This window comes from Streptomyces sp. NBC_00448, assembly GCF_036014115.1.
In the GTDB taxonomy this organism is placed as follows: Bacteria; Actinomycetota; Actinomycetes; order Streptomycetales; family Streptomycetaceae; genus Actinacidiphila.
Genome location: NZ_CP107913.1, coordinates 4,986,884 through 5,011,107, shown reverse-complemented (window position 1 = coordinate 5,011,107; position 24,224 = coordinate 4,986,884). Strand labels below are relative to the sequence as shown.

The 24,224-nt window shown below is 69.8% G+C and carries 21 protein-coding genes; 9 read left to right on the top strand and 12 right to left on the bottom strand.

Translation table 11 applies throughout. The features are described from left to right. Window positions 1–8: 8 nt before the first annotated feature. The 7 genes from gyrA to dnaA all read right to left on the bottom strand — a co-directional run bounded on the left by gyrA (window position 9) and on the right by dnaA (window position 11,759). Complete coding sequence (gyrA, locus tag OG370_RS21320; protein ID WP_328466635.1) at window positions 9–2,702, bottom strand: DNA gyrase subunit A; 2,694 nt, start codon at window positions 2,700–2,702, stop codon at window positions 9–11. A gap of 44 nt (window positions 2,703–2,746) precedes the next feature. Continuing rightward, window positions 2,747–4,747: a DNA topoisomerase (ATP-hydrolyzing) subunit B gene (gene gyrB, locus OG370_RS21315; RefSeq protein ID WP_328466633.1), complete on the bottom strand. Its 2,001-nt coding sequence runs from the start codon at window positions 4,745–4,747 to the stop codon at window positions 2,747–2,749. A gap of 301 nt (window positions 4,748–5,048) precedes the next feature. Next, window positions 5,049–5,702: a DUF721 domain-containing protein gene (locus tag OG370_RS21310; RefSeq protein ID WP_328466631.1), complete on the bottom strand. Its 654-nt coding sequence runs from the start codon at window positions 5,700–5,702 to the stop codon at window positions 5,049–5,051. After that, entirely contained in the window at window positions 5,699–6,862 is a 1,164-nt protein-coding gene (recF, locus tag OG370_RS21305; RefSeq protein ID WP_328466629.1) for a DNA replication/repair protein RecF, read from the bottom strand. Before recF ends, OG370_RS21310 begins: the two co-directional genes overlap by 4 nt. Before the next feature lie 64 nt (window positions 6,863–6,926). Next, window positions 6,927–7,862 (bottom strand): phosphogluconate dehydrogenase (NAD(+)-dependent, decarboxylating), encoded by a 936-nt coding sequence (gene gnd, locus OG370_RS21300; RefSeq protein ID WP_328466627.1) that lies wholly within the window; start codon window positions 7,860–7,862, stop codon window positions 6,927–6,929. A 64-nt stretch (window positions 7,863–7,926) separates the two neighbouring features. Continuing rightward, window positions 7,927–9,057 carry a DNA polymerase III subunit beta gene (gene dnaN / locus OG370_RS21295; RefSeq protein ID WP_328466625.1) on the bottom strand — a complete coding sequence of 377 codons (1,131 nt, stop codon included), beginning with the start codon at window positions 9,055–9,057 and terminating at the stop codon, window positions 7,927–7,929. 803 nt (window positions 9,058–9,860) lie between these two features. Next, window positions 9,861–11,759 carry a chromosomal replication initiator protein DnaA gene (gene dnaA / locus OG370_RS21290; protein WP_328466623.1) on the bottom strand — a complete coding sequence of 633 codons (1,899 nt, stop codon included), beginning with the start codon at window positions 11,757–11,759 and terminating at the stop codon, window positions 9,861–9,863. Between the two features lie 408 nt (window positions 11,760–12,167). Here dnaA and rpmH point away from each other — a divergent pair, with 408 nt between their 5' ends. From rpmH to OG370_RS21245, 9 genes are all read left to right on the top strand, one after another. Further along, window positions 12,168–12,305, top strand: coding sequence for a 50S ribosomal protein L34 (rpmH, locus tag OG370_RS21285; protein WP_103886005.1), 138 nt, complete (start codon window positions 12,168–12,170; stop codon window positions 12,303–12,305). Between the two features lie 19 nt (window positions 12,306–12,324). Further along, on the top strand, window positions 12,325–12,723 hold the full coding sequence (rnpA, locus tag OG370_RS21280) for a ribonuclease P protein component (protein WP_328466619.1): 399 nt from the start codon (window positions 12,325–12,327) through the stop codon (window positions 12,721–12,723). Further along, entirely contained in the window at window positions 12,720–13,037 is a 318-nt protein-coding gene (yidD, locus tag OG370_RS21275) for a membrane protein insertion efficiency factor YidD (protein WP_202234819.1), read from the top strand. The genes rnpA and yidD overlap by 4 nt, the downstream gene beginning before the upstream one ends. A 2-nt stretch (window positions 13,038–13,039) precedes the next feature. Further along, complete coding sequence (gene yidC / locus OG370_RS21270) at window positions 13,040–14,305, top strand: membrane protein insertase YidC (RefSeq protein ID WP_328466614.1); 1,266 nt, start codon at window positions 13,040–13,042, stop codon at window positions 14,303–14,305. 15 nt (window positions 14,306–14,320) lie between these two features. Continuing rightward, on the top strand, window positions 14,321–14,839 hold the full coding sequence (locus OG370_RS21265; protein ID WP_328466612.1) for a Jag family protein: 519 nt from the start codon (window positions 14,321–14,323) through the stop codon (window positions 14,837–14,839). 156 nt (window positions 14,840–14,995) lie between these two features. Beyond that, window positions 14,996–15,736 (top strand): 16S rRNA (guanine(527)-N(7))-methyltransferase RsmG, encoded by a 741-nt coding sequence (rsmG, locus tag OG370_RS21260; RefSeq protein WP_328466608.1) that lies wholly within the window; start codon window positions 14,996–14,998, stop codon window positions 15,734–15,736. A 328-nt stretch (window positions 15,737–16,064) separates the two neighbouring features. Beyond that, window positions 16,065–17,186: a ParA family protein gene (locus tag OG370_RS21255; RefSeq protein ID WP_328466606.1), complete on the top strand. Its 1,122-nt coding sequence runs from the start codon at window positions 16,065–16,067 to the stop codon at window positions 17,184–17,186. Next, window positions 17,183–18,289: a ParB/RepB/Spo0J family partition protein gene (locus OG370_RS21250; RefSeq protein ID WP_328466604.1), complete on the top strand. Its 1,107-nt coding sequence runs from the start codon at window positions 17,183–17,185 to the stop codon at window positions 18,287–18,289. Before OG370_RS21255 ends, OG370_RS21250 begins: the two co-directional genes overlap by 4 nt. Window positions 18,290–18,363: 74 nt before the next feature. Next, complete coding sequence (locus tag OG370_RS21245) at window positions 18,364–18,981, top strand: GNAT family N-acetyltransferase (protein ID WP_328466602.1); 618 nt, start codon at window positions 18,364–18,366, stop codon at window positions 18,979–18,981. A 97-nt stretch (window positions 18,982–19,078) separates the two neighbouring features. Here OG370_RS21245 and trxA read toward each other — a convergent pair whose 3' ends face one another. From trxA to OG370_RS21220, 5 genes are all read right to left on the bottom strand, one after another. Next, entirely contained in the window at window positions 19,079–19,426 is a 348-nt protein-coding gene (gene trxA / locus OG370_RS21240; protein ID WP_328466600.1) for a thioredoxin, read from the bottom strand. A 51-nt stretch (window positions 19,427–19,477) separates the two neighbouring features. Then, window positions 19,478–20,428: a thioredoxin-disulfide reductase gene (trxB, locus tag OG370_RS21235; RefSeq protein ID WP_328466598.1), complete on the bottom strand. Its 951-nt coding sequence runs from the start codon at window positions 20,426–20,428 to the stop codon at window positions 19,478–19,480. Between the two features lie 124 nt (window positions 20,429–20,552). After that, window positions 20,553–21,518, bottom strand: coding sequence for an anti-sigma factor family protein (locus OG370_RS21230; protein ID WP_328466595.1), 966 nt, complete (start codon window positions 21,516–21,518; stop codon window positions 20,553–20,555). Continuing rightward, complete coding sequence (sigM, locus tag OG370_RS21225; protein ID WP_328466593.1) at window positions 21,515–22,240, bottom strand: RNA polymerase sigma factor SigM; 726 nt, start codon at window positions 22,238–22,240, stop codon at window positions 21,515–21,517. Before sigM ends, OG370_RS21230 begins: the two co-directional genes overlap by 4 nt. A gap of 33 nt (window positions 22,241–22,273) precedes the next feature. After that, entirely contained in the window at window positions 22,274–24,214 is a 1,941-nt protein-coding gene (locus OG370_RS21220; RefSeq protein ID WP_328466591.1) for a serine/threonine protein kinase, read from the bottom strand. Between the last annotated feature and the right edge of the window lie 10 nt (window positions 24,215–24,224).

Below are 24,224 nucleotides of genomic sequence, written 5' to 3'. Positions count from 1 at the left end.
CTCACGGCTTACTCCTCTGGTTCACCGGCCGCGGGCTCGGTGCCCGGGACCGCAGCGTCATGCCCTGTCGTGCTCGTGTCGTCCTGCGCCGCTGCCTGCGCCGCCGCGCCGTCCTGCTCATCCGGCTCCGCGCCGTCCGGCTCCACGCCGTCCGGATCATCCTCCGCTTCGGCGTTCCGCGCGATACCTACCACCGCGTCCCGCTTGCCGAGATTGATGAGCTGAACGCCCATGGTGTCACGACCGGTCTCCCTGACCTCGTTGACCCGCGTGCGGATCACGCCGCCGCTGAGCGTGATGGCGAGGATCTCATCGGTCTCCTCGACCACCAGCGCCCCGACCAGAGAGCCCCGGTCCTCCACGATCTTCGCCGCCTTGATGCCGAGCCCGCCGCGCCCCTGCACGCGGTACTCGTCGACCCGCGTCCGCTTGGCGTACCCGCCGTCGGTGGCGGTGAAGACGAACGTACCGGGCCGGACGACGTTCATGGAGAGAAGTTCGTCACCCTCGCGGAAACTCATGCCCTTGACCCCGGAGGTGGCCCGCCCCATCGGCCGCAGCGCGTCGTCCGTCGCGGTGAAGCGGATGCACTGCGCCTTGCGGCTGACCAGCAACAAGTCGTCCTCGGCGGAGACCAGCTCGGCACCGATCAGCTCGTCGGACTCGGCCGCGCCGCCCTCCTCGGCCGCTCCCGCGTCGCGCAGATTGATCGCGATGACGCCGCCGGAACGCGGGGAGTCGTAGTCCTTCAGCGCGGTCTTCTTCACCAAGCCGGACTTCGTGGCGAGCACCAGATACGGCGCCGCTTCGTAGTCCTTGATGGCCAGGATCTGGGCGATCCGCTCGTCCGGCTGGAAGGCCAGCAGGTTGGCGACATGCTGGCCGCGGGCGTCGCGTCCGGCGTCCGGGAGCTCGTACGCCTTGGCGCGGTAGACGCGTCCCTTGTTCGTGAAGAACAGCAGCCATTGGTGCGTGGTTGTGACAAAGAAGTGGTCGACGATGTCGTCCTGCTTCAGCTTGGTGCCGCGCACGCCCTTGCCGCCGCGCTTCTGCGAGCGGTAGTCCTCGGTCTTGGTGCGCTTGACGTAGCCGCCACGGGTGATCGTGACGACGATGTCCTCCTCGGCGATCAGGTCCTCGATGGACATGTCGCCGTCGAAGGGCACCAGCTTGCTGCGCCGGTCGTCGCCGAACTTGTCGACGATGGCCTGCAGTTCCTCGCTGATGATCTGCCGCTGGCGCTCGGGGGAGGCCAGGATCGCGTTGTACTCGTTGATCTTCGCCTGGAGCTCGTCGTGCTCGGCGATGATCTTCTGCCGCTCCAGGGCGGCCAGCCGGCGCAGCTGCATCTCCAGGATCGCGTTCGCCTGGATCTCGTCGATCGTCAGCAGGCCCATCAGGCCCTCGCGCGCGGTCTCGACGGTGTCGCTGCGCCGGATCAGCGCGATGACCTCGTCGATCGCGTCGAGCGCCTTGAGCAGGCCGCGCAGGATGTGGGCGCGCTCCTCGGCCTTGCGCAGCCGGAAGCGGGTGCGCCGGACGATGACCTCGACCTGGTGGTTCACCCAGTTCCGGATGAACGCGTCCAGCGACAGCGTGCGCGGCACCCCGTCGACCAGCGCCAGCATGTTGGCGCCGAAGTTCGACTGGAGGTCGGTGTGCTTGTAGAGGTTGTTCAGCACGACCTTGGCGACGGCGTCGCGCTTGAGCACGATCACCAGCCGCTGGCCGGTGCGCGAGGAGGTCTCGTCGCGGACGTCCGCGATGCCGCCGATCCGGCCGTCCTTCACCAGGTCGGCGATCTTCTGCGCGAGGTTGTCCGGGTTGGTCTGGTACGGCAGCTCGGTGACGACCAGGCACTGCCGGTTCTGGATCTCCTCGACCTCGACGACCGCGCGCATGGTGATCGAGCCGCGGCCGGTGCGGTACGCGTCCTCGATGCCGCGGCGGCCGACCACCAGGGCGCCGGTCGGGAAGTCCGGGCCCTTGATCCGCTCGATCAGGGCCTCGAGGAGTTCCTCGGAGCCGGCCTCCGGGTTGGCCAGGAACCACTGGGCGCCGTCGGCGACCTCCCGCAGGTTGTGCGGCGGGATGTTGGTGGCCATGCCGACCGCGATCCCGGCCGAACCGTTGATCAGCAGGTTCGGGAAGCGGGACGGCAGGACCGTCGGCTCCTGGTTGCGGCCGTCGTAGTTGTCCGTGAAGTCGACGGTCTCCTCGTCGATGTCCCGGACCATCTCCATGGCCAGCGGCGCCATCTTGCACTCGGTGTACCGCATGGCGGCGGCCGGGTCGTTGCCCGGCGAGCCGAAGTTGCCGTTGGAGTCCACCAGCGGCATCCGCATCGACCACGGCTGCGCGAGGCGGACCAGCGCGTCGTAGATCGAGGAGTCGCCGTGCGGGTGGTACGTGCCCATCACGTCACCGACGACGCGGGCGCACTTGTAGAAGCCCTTCTCCGGCCGGTAGCCGCCGTCGTACATCGCGTACAGCACCCGGCGGTGCACCGGCTTGAGGCCGTCGCGCACGTCCGGCAGGGCGCGCGAGACGATGACGGACATCGCGTAGTCGAGGTAGCTGCGCTGCATCTCCGTCTCGAGCCCGACGGGCTCGATGCGCAGTCCGCCGGACTCGTTGCGCTCGTCCATCTCGGACGCGGGGAGATCGGGCACGGGAGGGGTGTTGGGGGTCTCGTCGGCCATCGCTGTCTGATAGTCCTTTCACACGGCCGGAAGTCGGGGCCGACTCAGATGTCCAGGAACCGGACGTCCTTGGCGTTGCGCTGGATGAAGGTGCGACGCGCCTCCACGTCCTCGCCCATCAGGACCGAGAACAGGTCGTCGGCCTGCGCCGCGTCGTCCAGGGTGACCTTGCCGAGCACGCGGTGATCGATGTCCATGGTGGTGACCCGCAGCTCTTCGGCGTTCATCTCGCCGAGGCCCTTGAAGCGCTGGATCGAGTCCTCGCGGATGCGCTTGCCGCTCTGCTTGCCCAGCGCGACCAGCGCGTCGCGCTCGCGGTCGGAGTAGGCGTACTCCCAGTCGTCGCGGCCCCACTTCACCTTGAACAGCGGCGGGCGGGAGAGGTACACGTGCCCGGCCTCCACCAGCGGGCGCATGAAGCGGAAGAGGAAGGTCAGCAGCAGCGTGTTGATGTGCTGGCCGTCGACGTCGGCGTCCGCCATCAGGATGATCTTGTGATAGCGGAGCTTGTCGATGTCGAAGTCCTCGTGCACACCCGTGCCGAAGGCCGAGATCAGCGCCTGGATCTCCTGGTTCTGCAGGATCTTGTCGATCCTGGCCTTCTCCACGTTGAGGATCTTGCCGCGGATCGGGAGGATCGCCTGGTACTGCGGGTTGCGGCCGGACTTCGCCGAGCCGCCGGCGGAGTCACCCTCGACGATGAAGATCTCGCACTTCGTCGGGTCGTTCGACTGGCAGTCGCTCAGCTTCCCGGGCAGCGACGCGGACTCCAGCAGGCCCTTGCGGCGGGTGAGGTCCCGCGCCTTCCGGGCCGCGACCCTGGCGGTGGCCGCCTGGATCGACTTGCGGATGATGTCCGTGGCCTCGTTGGGATTGCGGTCCAGCCAGTCGGTGAGGTGCTCGTGCACGACCTTCTGGACGTACGTCTTCGCCTCGGTGTTGCCGAGCTTCGTCTTCGTCTGGCCCTCGAACTGCGGCTCGCCGAGCTTCACCGAGATGATCGCGGTCAGGCCCTCGCGGATGTCCTCGCCGGTGAGGTTGTCGTCCTTCTCCCGCAGCAGCTTCTTCTCCCGCGCGTAGCGGTTGACCAGGCCGGTCAGCGCCGCGCGGAAGCCCTCCTCGTGGGTGCCGCCCTCGTGGGTGTGGATCGTGTTCGCGAAGCTGTAGACACCCTCGCTGTACTGGGTGTTCCACTGCATCGCGACCTCGACCGACAGCAGCCGCTCCTTGTCCTCCGCCTCGATGTCGATCACCGTGGGGTGGACCATCTCGCCCTTGCGCGAGTTGAGGTACCGCACGTAGTCGACGATGCCGCCCTCGTAGTAGTACGACGCGGAGAGCGGCTTGCCCTCCTCGTCGACGTGGTCGGGGCGCTCGTCGGTCAGCGCGATCCGCAGGCCCTTGTTGAGGAACGCCATCTCCTGCAGGCGCCGGGAGAGCGTCTCGAAGGAGTAGTCGGTGGTCTCGAAGATGTCGGGGTCGGCCCAGAAGGTGACCGAGGTGCCGGTCTCCTCGGTGGCTTCGTGCTCGGCCAGCGGCGCGGTCGGCACGCCCAGCTTGTACTCCTGCGTCCAGCGGCGGCCCTCGGTGCGGATCTCGACAGCGACGCGCGTCGACAGCGCGTTGACCACGGAGACGCCGACGCCGTGCAGACCGCCGGAGACCGCGTAGCCGCCGCCGCCGAACTTGCCGCCCGCGTGCAGCACGGTCAGCACGACCTCGACGGCCGGCTTGCCCTCCGAGGGGATGATGCCGACCGGGATGCCGCGCCCGTTGTCCACCACACGCACGCCACCGTCGGCGAGGATCGTGACGTCGATGGTGTCGGCGTAGCCGGCCATCGCCTCGTCGACCGAGTTGTCGACGACCTCTTGCACGAGGTGGTGCAGGCCCCGCTCACCGGTCGAGCCGATGTACATACCGGGGCGCTTGCGCACCGCCTCGAGCCCTTCCAGCACCGTGATCGCACTGGCGTCGTAGGACTTGTTGGAGTTCTCGTTGGGGTTGCCGGAATCGGCCACGAAGCGCCCTTTCTGGCACAGCACGAGCCTGGTCCCACCGCGGTGGGACCGGCTGCGATGTTCTGACTGTGGTTCGACGGTTCCGCTGGGGTACCCCTGCCGGACTCGCCGGACTGCCAGGGGAGGGCGGTCTCGTATCAGTCTACCGGTAGCGCCGACATGAGTGGGGCTTTGCCGGTACCTGAGTTCCCATGTGCCGCCCAAACCCTGCCGCGCCCGACTCCCTACACGCGGACCCGGTGCCGAAACCGCTCACGCGGGCGTCCAGGGCTTCCGGCTGTCAACCCCTCGCTACGCTCAGCAGGGGCATCCGTGCGCCACTCGCTCACCCATATGTGTCACCGGGACCGCGGCTGCCGGGCGCCCGCAACCGGCCGTACGACCGGCTCGGTCCGGCCGGCGCCAGCACCTTGATCACCCGCACCGTGCCGTGCCCGAGGTCGGCGTTGAGCCGGGCCACCAGGGTGGGCGCGAGCAGCCTCAACTGCGTTGCCCACGCGGTGGAGTCGCACTGGACGGTCAGCACCCGCTCGTCCTCGTCGTACCGGTCCGGCGCGCAGTGCAGCGCCACCTCGGGTCCGACGAGCTGGGGCCAGCGGCCCATCACCCCGCCGACGGCGGCCGGCGCCTCCCAGCCGCGCTCGGTGATCAGCCGGTTGATCGCCGCGCCCAGCGGCAGCGGGTCACGGCCGTCCGCCCGGGCGCCGCTGCGCAGGCCGCCCCGGCGGGCCTGCTTCTTCTGCACCGCGGCCGCGCCCCGGGCGCGCGCCTGCTCCTTCGCTGCCCGCAGCGCCACGCGGGCGAGGTCCACGCCCGATGTGCCGGCTGCGGCCGACGGGTCCGGCCCGCCGGATGCCGCGCCCGATGCCGCGCCGGACCCGGCGGTGGACGTGGTGCCCGCCGCCGCGCCGTCCTGCCGCGGTACGGCCCCACCCCCGCGGTCCTCGCGCCGCGCCTTCGCCCGCTCGCCTTCGCTCATGCCCGCTGCACCGTCCCGTTCTGCACCGCGAACCGCGTGCCCACCAGTACTCCCGGCACGTCGTCGTCGACCGCGGCCGTGACCAGCACCTGCTCGCCGGGCGCGACGAGTTCGGCCAGCCGCTCCCGGCGCCGGGTGTCCAGCTCGGCGAACACGTCGTCCAGCACCAGCACCGGCTCCCGGCCGTCGGAGCAGAGCAGTTCGTACGACGCCAGCCGCAACGCGAGGGCGTACGACCACGACTCTCCGTGGCTGGCATAGCCCTTCGCCGGCAGCGGGCCGAGCTTCAGCACCAGGTCGTCGCGGTGCGGGCCGACGAGCGTGACACCGCGCTCGATCTCCTGCTTGCGGGCCTCGCCCAGTGCCTCCAGCAGCCGCCCGTACAGGTCCTCGCGGCCGGTCGCGCCCGCCATCTGCTCGTCGCCGATCGAGCCGCGGTACTCCAGGCCGACCGGGCCGCCGCCAGGCGCGAGTTGCTCGTACGCCTTGTCGGCCAGCGGCTGGAGCGCGGCGACCAGGTCGAGCCGCTGGGCGAGCACTTCGGCGCCGGCGCGGGCCAGGTGCTGGTCCCACACGTCGAGCGTGGACAGGTCGGCGCCGCCCGTCCTGCCACCGGGGCCAGCGGCCGCCCGGCTGCCGTGCCGGCGGGCCAACGCGGCGGACTTCAGCAGGGTGTTGCGCTGCTTGAGCACCCGTTCGTAGTCGGCGCGCACGCCGGCGAGGCGGGGCGCGCGGGCGGTGACCAGCTCGTCGAGGAAGCGGCGGCGCTCGCCGGGGTCGCCCTTGACCAGCGCCAGGTCCTCCGGCGCGAACAGCACGCTGCGCAGGATGCCGAGCACGTCCCGCGGCCGGACCTGCGAAGAGCGGTTGATCCGGGCCCGGTTGGCCTTGCCCGGGTTGATCTCCAGCTCGACCAACTGCTGCCGGTCGCCCTGCACCACCTGGGCGCGTACCACCGACCGCTCCGCGCCGAGCCGCACCAGCGGGGCGTCCGAGGCGACCCGGTGGCTGCCGAGGGTGGCCAGATAGCCGACCGCCTCGACCAGGTTGGTCTTGCCGTGCCCGTTGGGCCCGACGAAAACCGTGACGCCCGGGTCGAGGGGGACCTCGGCCCGGGCGTAGGAGCGGAAGTCGGCGAGCGAAAGGTGCGCTACGTGCATCGCGTGCTGTGGCGCTGGGCGCGCCGACCTCCCTGCTGTGACGTGCGGTGCGGTACCGCTCGGCCTATTCGGCCGCGGTGACCGCGTGACCGCCGAACTCGTTGCGCAGCGCGGCGATCATCTTCATCTGCGGCGAGTCCTCCTGGCGGGACGAGAAGCGGGCGAAGAGGGACGCGGTGATCGCGGGCATCGGCACCGCGTTGTCGATCGCGGCCTCCACGGTCCAGCGGCCCTCACCGGAGTCGTCCGCGTAACCGCGCAGCTTCTCCAGGTGCTCGCTCTTGTCGAGCGCGTCCACGGCCAGGTCGAGCAGCCAGGAGCGGATCACCGTACCCGACTTCCAGGAGCGGAAGACCTCGCGGACGTCGGTGACCGAGTCGACCGCCTCCAGCAGCTCCCAGCCCTCGGCGTACGCCTGCATCATGGCGTACTCGATGCCGTTGTGGACCATCTTGGCGAAGTGGCCGGCGCCGACCTTGCCGGCGTGCACCGCGCCCGAGTCGCCCTCGGGCTTGAGGGCGTCGAAGATCGGCTGGGCCTTGGCGACGTCCTCGTCCTTGCCGCCGTACATCAGCGCGTAGCCGTTGGCGAGGCCCCACACGCCGCCGGAGACGCCGCAGTCGACGAAGCCGATGCCCTTGGCGGCCAGCTCGTCGGCGTGCTTCTCGTCGTCGGTCCAGCGGGAGTTGCCGCCGTCGACCACGAGGTCGCCGGGGGAGAGCAGCTCGCCGAGTTCGTCGATGGTGGCCTGGGTGGCCGGGCCGGCCGGGACCATGACCCACACCACGCGCGGTCCAGGGAGCGCGTCCACAAGTTCCTTGAGGCTGTGGACATCGGCGAGGTCCGGGTTCCGGTCGTACCCGATGACGGTGTGGCCGGCGCGGCGGATGCGCTCGCGCATGTTGCCGCCCATCTTGCCGAGACCGATGAGACCGAGCTCCATCACTGACCCTTCGTTCGAAGCATTCGACGCGTCACGCCTGACGCGTGACCGCGGCACCTGGCTGGACCGCCTTGCCTGACCTGATCCGACCACGAGCCTACGTCGGCCCGCGTCCCCGGCCTCAGCCGGACAGGCGCACCGGCATGATCAGGTACTTGTACGCGTCGTCGGCCTCGGCGTCGACCGCCGGCCGCCCGCTGAGCAGAGCGGGCTTGGTGGAGGTCGTGAAGGACAGCTGGGCGGCCGGGGAGTCGATCGCGCTCAGGCCGTCGAGCAGGAACGTCGGGTTGAAGGCGATCGAGATGTCGTCGCCGTCGAGCTTGGCGTCGACCCTTTCCACAGCCTGTGCGTCGTCGCTGGAGCCGGCCTCGAGGGTGAGCACGCCCTGCTCGAAGCTCAGCCGCACCGGGGTGTTGCGCTCGGCGACCAGCGCGACGCGCTTCACCGCCTCGACCAGGGGCGCGGTCTCGATCACCGCGACCGAGGCGAACTCGGTGGGGAAGAGCGTGCGGTACTTCGGCAGGTCGCCTTCGAGCAGCCGGGTGGTGGTGCGGCGGCCGGCGCCCTCGAAGCCGATCAGCCCCTCACCGTCGCCCGCGCCGGCCAGGGCGATGGAGACGGTGTCACCGCTGGTGAGCGACTTGGCGGTGTCCTGAAGGGTCTTGGCGGGCACCAGCGCGACCGCGGAGATGTCCGCCTGCTCGGGCTTCCACAGGAACTCGCGGACCGCGAAGCGGTACCGGTCGGTGGCGGCCAGTGTGACGGTGTCGCCCTCGATCTCGATCCGCACACCGGTGAGCACCGGCAGGGTGTCGTCGCGCCCGGCGGCGATGGCCACCTGGGCCGCGGCGGCGGCGAAGACCTCACCGGGGACGGTGCCCGAGGCGGTGGGCATCGCGGGCAGCGCCGGGTACTCCTCGACGGGGAGGGTGTGCAGGGTGAAGCGGGAACTGCCGCAGACCACGGTGACCCGCACGCCGTCGGTGGAGATCTCCACCGGGCGGTTGGGCAGCGCCCTGGAGATGTCGGCGAGCAGCCGGCCGGAGACCAGCACGGTGCCCTCTTCGTCGACCTCGGCCTCGACCGAAACCCGCGCCGAGACCTCGTAGTCGAAGCCGGAGAGGCTGAGCTTGCCCTCCTCGGCCTTGAGCAGCAGTCCGGCGAGTACGGGCACCGGGGGACGGGCCGGGAGGCTACGGGCTGCCCAAGCCACTGCCTCGGCGAGTACGTCGCGCTCCACCCGGATCTTCACCGGAACCGCCTCCTGCTTGTTGCTGGCTGTCGGGGACCAGTCTGATGCACAGGACTGACAGTAGGTGCGGGTTGGCGTCAAGCCGTGACCCGAGCCGCGGGGCGGTGCCGGGCCGAGTTGTGCACACCCCCCGCTTCGAAACGACTTCGCAGCTCTCTATGTGTAGTCGTAGTAGTAGGGGTTGTGGATACCGTGGATAACCGGTTCCTTCGCAGGTCAGGCCCGGTTTTTTATCCACCGCGCCTGTGGGTGACGGCGGTGGATAACCAGGGGCTGCTGTGGACGGCGGAAAGTTGTGCACACCCGATACACAGGGCGACCCGACTTGTCCCCAGCTCCATCCCCAGAAATACCCGGGTTCTCCCCAGCCCAACCCACCTCCTTGGTGTGACGGCTTTCACTCGTTCGTGGGGTCGATCGTGTTTCGTTGCCGAACAGTGGACGAGCATGTGGAGAAGCGGCCCGAAGCTGTGCACAACCCAGGGCATCCTGTGGGCGAGCGGTGGACAACTTCTCATCCCTGGTGCAGGGTTGCCCGATTCATCCACAGTCTGTGGATATGGGTTACCCACATTTCCACACCCCGCTGAGCTGGGCAGACGGCCCTTGAGCCGACTGGCCTGTGGAGACGAATCTGGACAACTCCGGTGTCCCCAGGGTGTGGACGACGGTCCGGCGACGTTTCTGTGGAGAAACGGATCTCCGGTGGGGGTAATCGAACAGCCGGAAACGGCGAGTGCCCCGGGAGCGGGGCTCCCGGGGCACTCGTGGGCGTAGTCGAGGACGGTCGGACGCCCCCGCCGTCAGCTTTTGATGCGGTTCGTCAGCTCCGTCACCTGGTTGTAGATGGAGCGGCGCTCGGCCATCAGCGAGCGGATCTTCCGGTCGGCGTGCATGACCGTCGTGTGGTCGCGGCCGCCGAAGAGCGCACCGATCTTCGGCAGGGACAGGTCGGTCAGCTCACGACACAGGTACATCGCGATCTGCCGGGCGGTGACCAGCACCCGGCTGCGGGAGGACCCGGACAGGTCGTCGACCGCGAGCCCGAAGTACGCCGCCGTCTCCGCCATGATGGCGGTGCCGCTGATCTCCGGTACCGAGTCGTCGCCGCCCGGGATCAGGTCCTTCAGCACGATCTCGGTGAGCTGGAGGTCGACCGGCTGCCGGTTGAGGCTGGCGAAGGCGGTGACCCGGATCAGCGCGCCCTCCAACTCGCGGATGTTGCGCGAGATCCGCGAGGCGATGAACTCCAGTACCTCCGGCGGCGCGTTGAGCTGCTCCTGCACCGCCTTCTTCCGCAGGATGGCGATCCGCGTCTCCAACTCGGGCGGCTGGACGTCGGTGATCAGGCCCCACTCGAACCGGTTGCGCAGCCGGTCCTCCAGGGTGACCAGCTGCTTCGGCGGCCGGTCGGAGGAGAGCACGATCTGCTTGTTCGCGTTGTGCAGGGTGTTGAAGGTGTGGAAGAACTCCTCCTGCGTCGACTCCTTCTGGGCCAGGAACTGGATGTCGTCGACGAGCAGGATGTCCATGTCCCGGTACCGCTTGCGGAAGGCGTCCGCCTTGCCGTCCCGGATGGAGTTGATGAACTCGTTGGTGAACTCCTCCGAGCTCACGTACCGCACCCGGGTGCCCGGGTAGAGGCTGCGCGCGTAGTGCCCGATGGCGTGCAGCAGGTGAGTCTTGCCGAGGCCGGACTCGCCGTAGATGAAGAGCGGGTTGTACGCCTTGGCGGGTGCCTCGGCGACGGCGACCGCGGCCGCGTGCGCGAAGCGGTTGGACGCGCCGATCACGAAGGTGTCGAAGAGGTACTTGGGGTTCAGCCGCGCGGTCGGCTCGACCGCGCCGCCACCGTTTCCGCTGCCGTGCTGCTCGCTGCGCGCGGCCGGCACCCCGCCCGACTGCTGGTACCCGGCCGGCGGCACGTACGACTGCGGACCGCCCTGGTGCGGGCCGGAGCGGCCCTGCTGCTGGTGCCCCTGGTGCGGCACGCTCGGGTAGCTGTCGCGCGGCTCCGGCCGGTAGCGCCGCTCGTCGTACGACTCCGGGCGGCTGTCGTACGACTCGGACCTGCCGCCGTCGTAGGAGTCCCGGGGGGAGCGCCGCTCGTCATAGGAGTCGCGGCGCACCTCGTACGGCTCGCGCTCCTGGAACTCGACCGGTGCGGGCACGCCCCAGCTGCCGAGCTTGGGCTGCTGCCAGTCCTGGCGGTCGTCAGGGTAGGCGGGGCGCATCCGCATCTCGTGGGCGTCGCGCGGATCGCGGTTGTCGCGGTTGTCGCGGGCTCCGAGAGGGTCACGGGCGTCGTGCTGGTCGCGGGGGTCCCGGCTATCGCGCGCGTCCCGGCTGTCGTGCTGGTCGCGGGAGTCGTGCAAGTCGCGCTGGTCGTGGTCGTCGGCCGTTTCCACGGGAGGCCGGGGCGGGTGATCCTGCTCGCCGCCCGAGGCGACCGCGATCGCGATCCCGACCGAGTGACCGAACTCACTGCTGAGCACCTTGGTGATCAGCGGCAGCAGCCGGCCCTCCAACACGTTCTTGGCGAACTCGTTGGGAGCGGAGAGCACCGCGGTGCCGGCCACCAGGGCCAGCGGCTGGGTGCGCTGCAGCCACTCCGTGTCCTTGGGTTTCAGCTCACTGTCCACCAGGAGCTTCTGCAGGACCCGTGGCCACACTGCGGCAAGATCGGCAGTCACGTCGGCCACAGTGCACGCTCTCTCGGGTCGCTTGGTGGTGCGGAAAACTCCCGCGAAAGTGTGAACCTCCGGAGGGGCGGGGAGTGTACGAAGTTCGGTACCTGGATGAGTCCGGAGTCCAGTCACGGTAGTCAGGCCAGTGTGCGCGGTTCAAGTCGTTGTCCACAGGGTGTGTACAAACCTCGGGGTGTCGCGGCCGGGTTTGACCGGATGGCCTAGCCGCACGTACCGTATCGAGGTCGAGTTGTCGATGGCTGCTGCCGCCTGCCTACCGATGGGCGAAGATCTTCCGGGTGCCTCCGGCCTCCGGGTGGTTGTCAAAGCGGTACACCCGATCAGTCCGCGAGCTTCCTCGTGGGCGCACGGTGACAGCCACGCGACGCACCGCTGCCATCCCGATCCCCCTGGAGCCCCAGAGTGAGCAAGCGCACCTTCCAGCCGAACAACCGTCGCCGCGCGAAGACCCACGGCTTCCGTCTGCGCATGCGGACCCGCGCCGGCCGTGCCATCCTCTCGACCCGCCGTGGCAAGGGCCGCGCCCGCCTGTCCGCCTGATTGCCACAGGTCTCATGCCGTGCTGCCCACCGAGAATCGGCTGAGGCGGCGCCAGGACTTCGGCGAAGCGGTTCGCCGTGGACGCCGGGCGGGTCGCCCGCTGCTGGTCGTCCATCTGCGCCGCGACGCCACGGACCCGCATGCGCCAGGGGGAGGCAGTCCCCCGGCGCGTGCGGGTTTCGTCGTAAGCAAAGCGGTCGGCAACGCCGTGCAACGCAACCTGGTCCGGCGTCGACTGCGTCATCTGGTCCGGGAACGTCTGCCGCTGCTGCCCCCCGGTAGCCTTGTGGTAGTACGCGCGCTCCCCGAGGCGGGAAGCGCGGACCATGCACAGCTAGCCCTCGACCTGGACGCCGCGCTCCAGCGGTTGCTGGGCCGTGACACCCGTGGCGACGCCGAGGGGAGGGTGGCTCGATGAAATACCCACTACTGGCACTGATCAAGCTCTACCAGTGGACGATCAGTCCCCTGCTCGGCCCGGTGTGCCGGTACTACCCCTCCTGCTCGCACTACGGATACACGGCCATCGACCGGCACGGCGCCATCAAGGGAACCGCGCTGACCGCGTGGCGCATCCTGCGGTGCAACCCCTGGTCGCCAGGTGGCGTGGATCACGTCCCGCCGCGTAAGCGGCCGCGATGGCACGAACTGCTGCGCCGCTACCTGCGGGGCGGCTCCGACGGGCCCGTCACGCCCGAGCCCACCGGACCCTCTCACGCCCAAGGAGCCTGACCGTGGGGATCTTGAACCCCCTCTATGACGCCGTTTCGTGGATCATCGTCCAGTTCCACTCGCTGTACAGCCTGGTTTTCGACAAGGACAGCGGTTGGGCGTGGGGTCTGTCCATCGTCTCCCTGGTGGTCCTGATCCGGACGGCGCTGATCCCGCTCTTCGTGAAGCAGATCAAGTCCACCCGGAACATGCAGGTGCTCCAGCCGAAGATGAAGGCGATCCAGGAGCGCTACAAGAACGACCGGCAGAAGCAGTCCGAGGAGATGATGAAGCTGTACAAGGAGACGGGTACCAACCCGCTCTCCTCGTGCCTGCCGATTCTGGTCCAGTCGCCGTTCTTCTTCGCCCTGTACCACGTGCTGAGCAACGTGGCGAAGGGCCACGAGGTCGGCGTGATCCACAGCAACCTTGTGACGAGCGCGAGCAAGGCGCACATCTTCGGCGCCCCGCTGCCGGCGAAGTTCCTGGACTCCACCGCCACCCTGGCGCACCTGCACACCAGCCACGCCGAGGTGCGCACCGTCACGATCATCATGATCGTGCTGATGTCGTTCTCGCAGTTCTACACGCAGCGCCAGCTGATGACGAAGAACGTGGACATGTCGGTGAACACGCCGTTCATGCAGCAGCAGAAGATGCTGATGTACGTGTTCCCGCTGATCTTCGCGGGCTTCGGCATCATCGCCCCGGTCGGTGTGCTGCTGTACTGGCTGACCACCAACGTCTGGACGATGTGCCAGCAGCTGATCGTCATCCGGCGCAACCCCACCCCGGGCAGCCTCGCGTTCAAGCAGCGGCAGGAGCGGCTGCGGGCCAAGGGCAAGCTGGTGGAGCCGCCCGAGGAGGTCAAGGCGAAGGAAGCGGTCGAGCAGGCGCGCGCCAACCGCACCCAGCCGAAGCGGCAGAGCAAGTCCCAGCGGACCTCCGGCGGGACCGCGACCAGCACGCGTACGGCCGGTGGCTCCGATTCCGGGACCGCGACGTCCGAGAAGGCGTCCGACGAGTCCGGCGCTTCCGGTGGGTCCGGCGCCTCGAAGTCGTCCGGCGGTTCCGGTGCCTCCAAGTCCTCTGGCGCCTCGAAGTCGTCCGGTGCGTCGAAGTCTTCCGGGGGGAAGCAGTCCGGCGGCGGGAAGGGCGGCGCGCCCCGCGCGGGCGCGCCCAGGGCCGGTGCGCCGCGGGCGGGCGGTTCCAAGCAGGGCGGCGGTGCCTCGGGCAAGCAGTCCGGCGGCGCGAAGCCCAAGCCCGGCAACCTGTCGAAGAAGAAGTAAGAGGAGAGTCCAGGCGTGAGCGACGTCAACACGACCACGGCACCCGACAGCGGCTCGTCCGTCGGCCTGACCCGGCTGGAGCAGGAGGGCGAGATCGCTGCGGACTACCTCGAGGGTCTGCTCGATATCGCCGACCTCGACGGCGACATCGACATGGATGTCGAGGGCGAGCGCGCGTCGGTGTCGATCATCGGCGACGGTGGCAGCCGTGATCTGAACAAGCTGGTCGGGCGGGAAGGTGAGGTCCTGGAGGCGCTGCAGGAGCTGACCCGGCTCGCGGTGCACCGGGAGACCGGCGAGCGCAGCCGGCTGATGCTGGACATCGCCGGGTTCCGCGCCCACAAGCGGGCCGAGCTGGCGAAGCTCGGCGCGAGCGCGGCGGCGGAGGTCAAGCAGACCGGTGAGCCGGTGAAGCTGGACCCGATGACGCCGTTCGAGCGCAAGGTCGTGCATGACGCGGTCGCCGCGGCCGGTCTGCGCAGCGAGTCCGAGGGCGAGGAGCCGCAGCGCCGCGTGGTCGTTCTGCCCGCGTAGCACCGCGACCGGCCCGCCCGCGCACCTGCGCGTGACCGATCCGTCGGCCCCGTCTGTTCGCAGACGGGGCCGAACCTTGTAACCCTGATGGTGTACGTCTGCCTTCCCAGCGCCTGGAGAACCGAGGCGCGGACATCCGAGGAAAGGACCGCCCCCGTGACCGAGGCAGCAGCGGAGCTTCCCGCGCCGCCCGAGCAGGCCAAAGAGGTCTTCGGCGACCGGTTCGGCGATGCGGTGCGCTACGCCGGGCTGCTCGCCGACGTGGGGGTCCAGCGCGGGCTGATCGGCCCGCGCGAGGTGCCCCGCCTGTGGGAACGGCACCTGCTGAACTGCGCGGTGCTCTCCGAGGTGGTCGACGCGGACGTGTCGGTCTGCGATGTGGGCTCCGGTGCCGGGCTGCCGGGTATCCCGCTGGCACTGGTCCGGCCGGATCTGGAGATCACCCTGCTGGAGCCGCTGCTGCGGCGGACCACCTTCCTCGAAGAGGTGGTCAGGCTGCTCGATCTGGCGAACGTCACGGTGGTACGCGGCCGTGCCGAGGAGATGGTCGGCCTGCTGGCACCGGTGGACGTGGTGACCGCGCGCGCGGTGGCCCCGCTGGAACGGCTGGCCGGCTGGGGTCTGCCGTTGCTGCGGCCGCACGGCGAGATGGCCGTCCTCAAGGGCGACACCGCGGAGGAGGAGCTGAAGGCGGCCCGAGCTGCCCTCGGCCGGCTCGGTGCGGTGGGCGCGACGGTGGTCCACGTCGGCGAGGGCGTCGTCGAGCCGCTCTCCACGGTGGTCCGGGTCCAGGTCGGCGAGAGCCCCGGAGGGGTACGGGCGGCCAGCAGGCGGGCCAAGGCGGCGCGCGCACACCGTGCCTCGCGCAACGGTGCGGGCGGCCGGCGCCGGCGCTGAGGCTGGGTGCTGCCCTCAGTCTGTCGCCGCCCGCGTCATCTGGCGGCGGCGACGCTTGTGAAGCCCGCGGACCGTCTCCCAGGTCGGCTTTCTACGCCATCCAACCGGCCAAAACGGAACAATCCGGAGTGTCTGCGGAGTTAGTGTCGCGCCGCTGTGCATCGTGTTCCACGTGAAACGTCGCTCACTGCTCCCCGGAGTTCTCAACCGTGGCCGCGCCGCGGCCGAAGCGCATGCCAGTAAACCCGTCAAGAAGACCCCTCCTGTGGATAGTTCTCGGGATTTATCCACAGGCGGCCGGGGCTCGCTGGTTCAGCACCCCTCAGGCATGGCAGGCTCTCCTCATAGCGAGCCTGAAGTCGAGGAGAGTGAGTCCTTGCGGTCCGACGCCAACATTGCGGGACCGATGGCCGATCCGGTCCCCGGTCCCCGCTCAGCCGAAACCGCCGGAGGACCCCTGTCCGGGCCCCCGGGGTACGGGAGCGATGTTTCACGTGAAACATTGCCTCCCATGGATGACACCCCTATTGGCCGCGCGGCCCAGTTGGCCGTCGAAGCGCTCGGCCGCGCCGGCGAGGGGCTGCCCAGACCTGCCCAGACCCGGGTGATGGTGGTCGCCAACCAGAAGGGCGGGGTGGGGAAGACCACGACCACCGTCAACCTGGCGGCCTCCCTGGCACTGCACGGCAACCGCGTTCTGGTGATCGACCTCGATCCCCAGGGCAACGCCTCCACCGCGCTGGGCATCGATCACCACGCCGAAGTCCCGTCGATCTACGACGTCCTGGTGGAGAGCAAGCCACTCTCCGATGTCGTGCTCCCGGTCGCGGATGTCGAGGGGCTCTTCTGTGCCCCCGCCACCATCGACCTGGCGGGTGCGGAGATCGAACTCGTCTCCCTGGTCGCTCGTGAGAGTCGGCTGCAGAAGGCGATCGAGGGCTATGAGCAGCCGCTGGACTATGTACTGATCGACTGTCCGCCCTCGCTCGGCCTGCTGACGGTGAACGCCCTCGTGGCCGGCGCCGAGGTGGTCATCCCGATCCAGTGCGAGTACTACGCGCTGGAGGGTCTGGGCCAACTCCTCAAGAACGTCGACCTGGTCCGTGCCCACCTCAACCCGCGGCTGCACGTCTCCACGATCCTGCTGACGATGTACGACGGCCGGACCCGGCTGGCCGCCCAGGTCGCGGAGGAGGTGCGCACCCACTTCGGCAAGGAGGTGCTGCGCACCAGCATCCCCCGGTCGGTGCGCATCTCGGAGGCGCCCAGCTACGGCCAGACCGTGCTCACCTACGACCCGGGTTCCAGTGGCGCCCTCTCCTACCTGGAGGCGGCCCGGGAGATGGCCCTACGGGGCCTTCCTGCCAACATCGCGGTCGAGTACGACCCGGAGCACGCCGAACAGCACCAAGAGCACAACCCGCACAGCATGTCGGAGGGGATTCAGTGAGTGATCGACGCAGAGGGCTCGGCCGTGGTCTTGGCGCGCTGATCCCGGCCGCGCCGCAGTCGGCCGGCGGCACGCCCGCGAATCAGGCGACGTTGGACCGCGGTGTCGCCGCGGCCAAGGTGGCCGGGCTGACGGACCGCCGCGCGGCCGAGGCCGTACCCGCGGTGGTGGACATCCCTGTTTCACGTGGAACCGAACCGGACCTGTCCGGGGCGGAGGCGCCGGTCACCGGTGCCTACTTCGCGGAACTCGCGTTGGATGCCATCACCCCGAATCCTCGGCAGCCGCGAGAGGTCTTCGACGAGGACGCCCTCAACGAACTCATCACCTCCATCAAGGAGGTGGGCCTGCTCCAGCCGGTGGTGGTGCGGCAGATCGACACCGCTCGCTATGAGCTGATCATGGGTGAGCGCCGGTGGCGCGCCTGCCGGGAGGCGGGGCTCGAGCGCATCCCGGCGATCGTTCGCGCCACCGACGACGAGAAGCTGCTGCTGGACGCCCTCCTGGAGAACCTGCACCGGGCTCAGCTCAACCCGCTGGAGGAGGCCGCGGCTTACGACCAACTGCTGCGTGACTTCGCCTGCACCCATGAGCAGTTGGCCGACCGGATCGGCCGCTCCCGCTCCCAGGTGTCCAACACGCTGCGCCTGTTGAAGCTCTCGGCACCGGTACAGCGCCGGGTCGCCGCCGGGGTGATCTCGTTCGGGCACGCCAGGGCGCTGCTCTCCCTGGACGATGCCGACGAGCAGGACCGGCTGGCCCATCGGATCGTTGCCGAGGGGCTGTCGGTGCGCGCGGTCGAGGAGATCGTGACGCTGATGAACAGCGAGCCCACGACCGCCCGTAAGGTTGCCGCGCCGCGGGCAGGCCGTCGGGTCTCGCCGGCGCTGACGCACCTTGCCACCCGGCTGTCAGATCGCTTCGACACCAGGGTGAAGGTCGACCTGGGTCAAAAGCGCGGAAAGATCGTTGTGGAGTTCGCCTCGATAGAGGATCTGGAGCGCATCCTGGGATCAATGGCCCCCGGTGAGGGCAAGGTCCTGGAGAACCGGCTGGAGGCCGAATCCGAGGACGGTGACGACGCCGAGGACAGCGCCGAGTGACCTGTCGGCACCCCGGCAGGCTGCGCCGGGGTGCCGACAGGCTGGTTGGCTGACAGAAACGGGGTTTTCGCCAGATGGGACGTCGGCTCACACCGCTCACTCTCGACAATCTCACCGACCTTCCCAAACCGTGTCGACGCTGTGTCTTCTGGGAGCTCGATCCGGTCAGCGGTGAAGCGGCCGTCAAGGCGGGCCGACCCGAACTGGAGAAGGAGTCCTGGATCTCCGCGGTGCTGCTGGAGTGGGGCTCATGCGGCCGGCTGGTCTACGTCGACGAGATGCCGGCCGGCTTCGTGCTCTATGCCCCGGCCGCCTATGTGCCCCGCTCCACCGCCTTCCCCACCAGCCCGGTGTCGGGAGACGCCGTCCAGCTGATGACGTCCCGGGTGCTGCCGGGCTTCCAGGGGCAGGGGCTCGGCCGGGTACTCGTGCAGACGGTCGCGAAGGATCTGGTCCGCCGTGGCTTCCGGGCCATCGAGGCGTTCGGCGACGCCACGTGGGCATCCCCCGACTGCGTGCTGCCCGCCGACCATCTGACCGCCGTGGGCTTCAAGACGGTACGGCCGCATCCGCGCTTCCCACGGCTGCGGCTTGAGTTGCGCACCGCGCTCTCCTGGCGGGAAGACGTCGAGATGGCGATCGACCGTCTGCTGGGAGCGGTACAGAAAGAGCCGGCCCTGCGGCCGCTGTGACCGCTCCGACGACGGAGACGCAGAAACGGCGGTGGTCGTGTTCCACGTGGAACACGACCACCGCCGTTTGCTTGGGCCCAGCGGGCCTGGAGCTGTGTCAGCCGATGAAGTCGGCGAGATCCCTGACAAGGGCGCCCTTCGGCTTAGCGCCGACGATGGTCTTCACGACCTCGCCGCCCTTGTAGACGTTGAGCGTCGGGATCGACATGACACCGTACTTGGCGGCGGTCACCGGGTTCTCGTCGATGTTGAGCTTGACGATGGTGATCGCGTCCGCGTGCTCGGCCGCGATCGCCTCAAGCGACGGGGCGATCTGGCGGCACGGGCCGCACCACTCCGCCCAGAAGTCGACCAGCACGGGCTTGTCGCTGGCGAGGACCTCCTCCGCGAAGTTTGCGTCCGTCACGTGCTTGGGCTTGGTGTCGCCCGTGGTGTTCTCGGCCACGGCGGGCCTCCTCAGGTTTCGGTGCGTATGGGAGGGAGTGCTGACGCGAGGTCAGGCGGTCTTCTCGGCGTCGGTGAGCGCCGCGAGGTAGCGCTCGGCGTCGAGCGCGGCCGAGCAGCCGGTGCCGGCAGCGGTGATCGCCTGGCGGTAGGTGTGGTCCACCACGTCTCCGGCCGCGAACACCCCGGGGACGTTGGTGCGGGTGCTCGGCGCCTGCACGGTGAGGTACCCCTCGGCATCCAGGTCGAGCACACCCTTGAACAGCTCGGTCCGCGGGTCGTGGCCGATCGCGATGAACAGCCCGGTGACCGGCAGCTCGGAAGTGTCGCCGTTCGTCGTGTTCCGCAGCGTAAGGCCGGCGAGCTTGCCGTCACCCTTGATCTCCGCCACCTCGCTGTCCCAGACGAAGGAGATCTTCGGGTCGGCGAACGCCCGCTCCTGCATCGCCTTGGACGCCCGCAGGCTGTCCCGGCGGTGCACGATCTTCACCGACTTGGCGAACCGGGAGAGGAAAGTCGCCTCTTCCATCGCGGTGTCGCCACCACCGATCACGGCGATGTCCTGGTCGCGGAAGAAGAAGCCGTCACAGGTGGCACACCACGAGACGCCGCGACCGGAGAGCTGGTCCTCGTTGGGGAGGTTGAGCTTGCGGTGCTGCGAGCCGGTCGTGACGATGATGGCCCGCGCCTGGTGGACCGTGCCCGCCGAGTCGGTGACCGACTTGATGTCACCGCTGAAGTCGACCGCGACGATATCGTCCGGAATCAGCTCGGCACCGAAGCGCTCGGCCTGGGCCCGCATGTTGTCCATCAGATCCGGGCCCAGGATGCCGTCCCGGAAGCCGGGGAAGTTCTCCACCTCGGTGGTGTTCATCAGCGCACCGCCCGCGGTCACGGAGCCTTCGAAGACCAGCGGGTTGAGAGAGGCACGCGCCGTGTAGAGCGCCGCGGTGTACCCCGCAGGCCCTGAGCCGATGATGATCACGTTACGGACGTCGGTCACGGATGTTTTCCTCGTCTCTGCGAACTACTGCGGGGCCCTGGCTGGACTCTCGTCCTGCCTAACGGATACTACGGGCCCGGCATTCCCCTGTCGGTACGCCGCTCGTGTGCTCGTCCGGGACCGGCTACCGACGCGGATAGGTGCCCTGGAAGAGCACGGTGCCCGGAGCATCGGGCGAGCAGGAGGCATCGACGACGAACGCGTCCACCAGCCCGCTGTCGGCCGCGTGCGGGAGCACCACAAGATACGAGTCGGTGCCCTGATAGCGGTCCTTGCCGACGGCCAAGGGCGCCTGGGTCCGACGCGTGGCCTTGAGAACACATGAAGGCGCGTCGGCCACCACGTGACCCTGGCTTTGGTCTTCACTGTTGCTCGGCGTCGAGCCGGTGCCCGGGCCGGTCCCGTTGAACATCGGGGACACGCCATCGTTGGGGGCCGTGGTGGAACCGCCGCCGGCCCGGTTCGGGGAGTAGGGATCGGCGAGCAGTTGCCGTACCTGGTCGGCGATCGAACCTGCCGCCCGAGTGGAGTCCGATCGCTTGGCGCCGGCGGCGCTCGAGGCACTGGCGTCGCTACTCGACGAGTTCTGCCCGGCCGACACCACGCCGTAGACGATGCCGCCGAGCACGAGGACTCCGACCGCCCAGCCGGCCGCGAGCGTGAAAGCCCGCCGCCGACGTCGGCCAGACCGGTCGGATCGGTCGGAACGACCCGGCCTGGTATCGGTGGTGGGACGACCGGCGGGAGCGGCGGATGTTCCACGTGGAACACGGCTCGCGCCGCTCGGCGATGTTCCACGTGAAACATCGCGCTGTGGAACATCCGGCCGACCGTTGTCGTCGGTCGCCGCCTCGGCCGCGAGCGCCGCGTCGATCCGGTCGGCCACGCCGGCGGGCATCCGCTCGTCCGCCGGCAGCTCGCCGAGCAGGCTGCTGATCTCCGTGAGGGAGACCAGGACGTCGGCGCAGAGCGGGCACTCCGCCAGGTGCAGGCGGACCTCGACCGCCCGCTCCGGTGCGAGCAGGTCCTCGGTCAGGTCGGAGATCTCCGTGACCTCGGGATGCGGCCTGCTGTCCGGTGCCGATGTCATCGGTGTCCACCTCCGTCCTGCGTCGATCCTGTCGGTGGGACGGATGTCCCCTCCGCCCGGTTCCGTCCGTTCTCCGGGGCAGGCCGCTGCCCGGGTGGCCGATCAGCGGATGGCCGGCCGGCCGTCGGTGCGGATGGAGCGGCCGGCGCCTCTTCCGTGCCGGCCCGCAGATGACGCAGAAGCGGCAGCAGACGGGCCCGGCCGCGGGCGCAGCGGCTCTTCACCGTGCCGGTCGGCACATCGAGAACCGCGGCGGCCTCGGCGACCGGATAGCCCTGCATGTCGACCAGCACCAGCGCGGCACGCTGTTCGACGGGGAGGGTGGCGAGCGCCGCGAGCAGCTCCCGGTGCAGTTCGCCGCGCTCCGCTGGCGCCTCCGCGGACTCGTGCGGCTCCATGAGCGCATCGAGGCTCTTCTCGTCCGTGACCGGCGAGGTGCGCCGGGAGGAGGCCCTGCGGACCCGGTCCAGGCAGGCGTTCACGGTGATGCGGTGCAGCCAGGTGGTGACGGCCGACTGGCCGCGGAAGGTATGGGCGGAGCGGAAGGCGGACACCAGCGCGTCCTGGACGGCGTCAGCGGCTTCCTCGCGGTCCCCCAGGGTGCGCAGGGCAACTGCCCAGAGCCGATCCCGGTGACGCCGCACCAGCTCGCCGAAGGCGTCAGGATCGCCCGCGACATGGCGGGCGAGAAGCTCGGCGTCCCCGAGTGCGCTTCCCTCCACTGCAGGCCCCCTCGTCCGCTGACCGCCGGGCGCTCAGCCCGTGACGTGGATCTCGGACACCTGGCCACGGAAGTGGCCGTCCGAGGTGGGCGGCAGTGTGGTCAGCCAGACCAGCAGGAAGCGCGTGGTCACCTTGCTCTTCGGGGTGAGCTTCGCCTCCGTGCCCGAACCGCTGGCGACCTTGGTGAAGGTGTCGAAGTCGGTCGGCATCGTGGACGTGCCCGCGGGTGCCGCCAACAGGTCCACCGAGGTCTGCCCGACGAAGTCCACCTTCACGCTGCCGACGTTCTTGGCGCTGCCCAGGTCCAGGATCAGTCCGACTCCCGACTTGAGGTTGCCGAAGTGGGCGTCCGTGTACCAGCTGGTCTCCCAGGAGGTGCTCGGACGGTTGTCGTAGGCGAACTTCACCTGCGTCGGGTTCTCGCCGCCGTCCGAACCGAACGGGTCGTAGTCCTTGGCCGTGACGATGGGGATCGGCCCGGCTGACGGTCGCGCCGATGCCTGGCCGCCCTTCTGACCGGTGGGTGTCGGGGTGGCCGAGTGCCCTTCCCGGGACTGCAGGGTGTCCGCGAGCTGCCAGCTGCCGAGGCCGATCGCGACGATCAGCAGCGCGGCCACAGCCCACTTGAGGACCTGGCCGGTGCGGCCCGGCAGCGCGGGCGGCGGTCCGGCGATCACGGTCGCCTGGCGGGGAGCACCGGCCCTCGGCGGGGCCGGGGGCTGCTGGAAGGACGCCACTCCGTAGGCCGGTGAGGGCTGCTCCGGAGGTCGGATGCGCGGGATGCCCGCGACGACCTTGGCCAGCTCCTCCGGGGTGGTGCAGGGCGGCTCCTCGCGAGAGGCGGTGGCGCCGTCGTTGGCGAGCGCCCGCATCGCGATCTCCGACAGGCCGCGGTGGACGCCGGCCCGGACCTGGTCGGGGGCGATCAGGCCGACGCCCTTGGGCAGGCCGGTCAGACCGTGGGCGTCCTCCTCGTACGGCCAGCGCTGGGTCAACGCGGCGTAGAGCAGCGCGCCGATCGCCTCGGTGTCCTGCCGCCGCTGCTGGTCCGACTTCAGGCCGCGCAGCGCCGCGGCGACGGCGAGCCCGCGGATGCGGTACTGGCCGGAGACCGTGCGCAGCACCGCCCCCGGGTCGAGCCGCAGATGGGACAGGCCCTCGCGATGGGCGGCCGCCATGCCCTGGGAGACCTGGCTGACCATCTGGTACGCCTCGTGCGGCTCCAGCGGGCCGGTCCTGAGCAGATCCCCGAGCGAGACCGCGTCGGGCAGCCATTCGTGGATCACGTAGACGAGGTCGTTGTCCTCGACGGCGTCGAGGACCTGGACGAAGCGGGGGTCGCCGAGCAGGGCGGCGGAGCGGGCCGCGGCCATCACCGGACGGGCCTGCGGGTGGTCGGCGGGCAGTACGTGGACGCCCACCGCCCGGCGCAGCTTCTCGTCGACCGCGCGCCAGCTGCTGAAGCCGTCGACCCGGGTCACGCATTCGGCGAGCTGGTAGCGGCGGGCCAGCTTGTGGCCGCTGTGCAGATCGGGAGCGGTGATCCGGGGCTTGGCCGGAGCCGGGGCGGGCGCGGGCGGCGCAGCGGCCGTCTTGGTGGACTCGGGGCTCGGCTCCACGGGTTCGGCGGGTCGATCGGCGCCGACGGCCTTGGTGGGCTTGCCGGCGGGCGCTACAGGCTCGGCTGGCGGGACGGCTTCGAGGGGTTCGGTCGGCTCGGCGGGGCCGGTGTCCTCGTCAGCGGCCTCGATCCGTACGATGTCCTGGGCCGTGCTCTCGCTCGGCGCCCCCGCGATCGGTTCAGCGGCCGGTTCGGTGTCGGGCTGCTCCTGGGCTGTGGTGTCCTCGGCGGTGCCGCTGGTCTGCTCGTCCGTCGTGGTGCCGTCGGGAGTGGCGCTGCCCTGCCGGGCGGAGGACGAACCCTCGCCGCCCTCGTTGGCCACTCCGACGGCGGCCGTGCTCCGATCCGCCACCGTCGTTCCT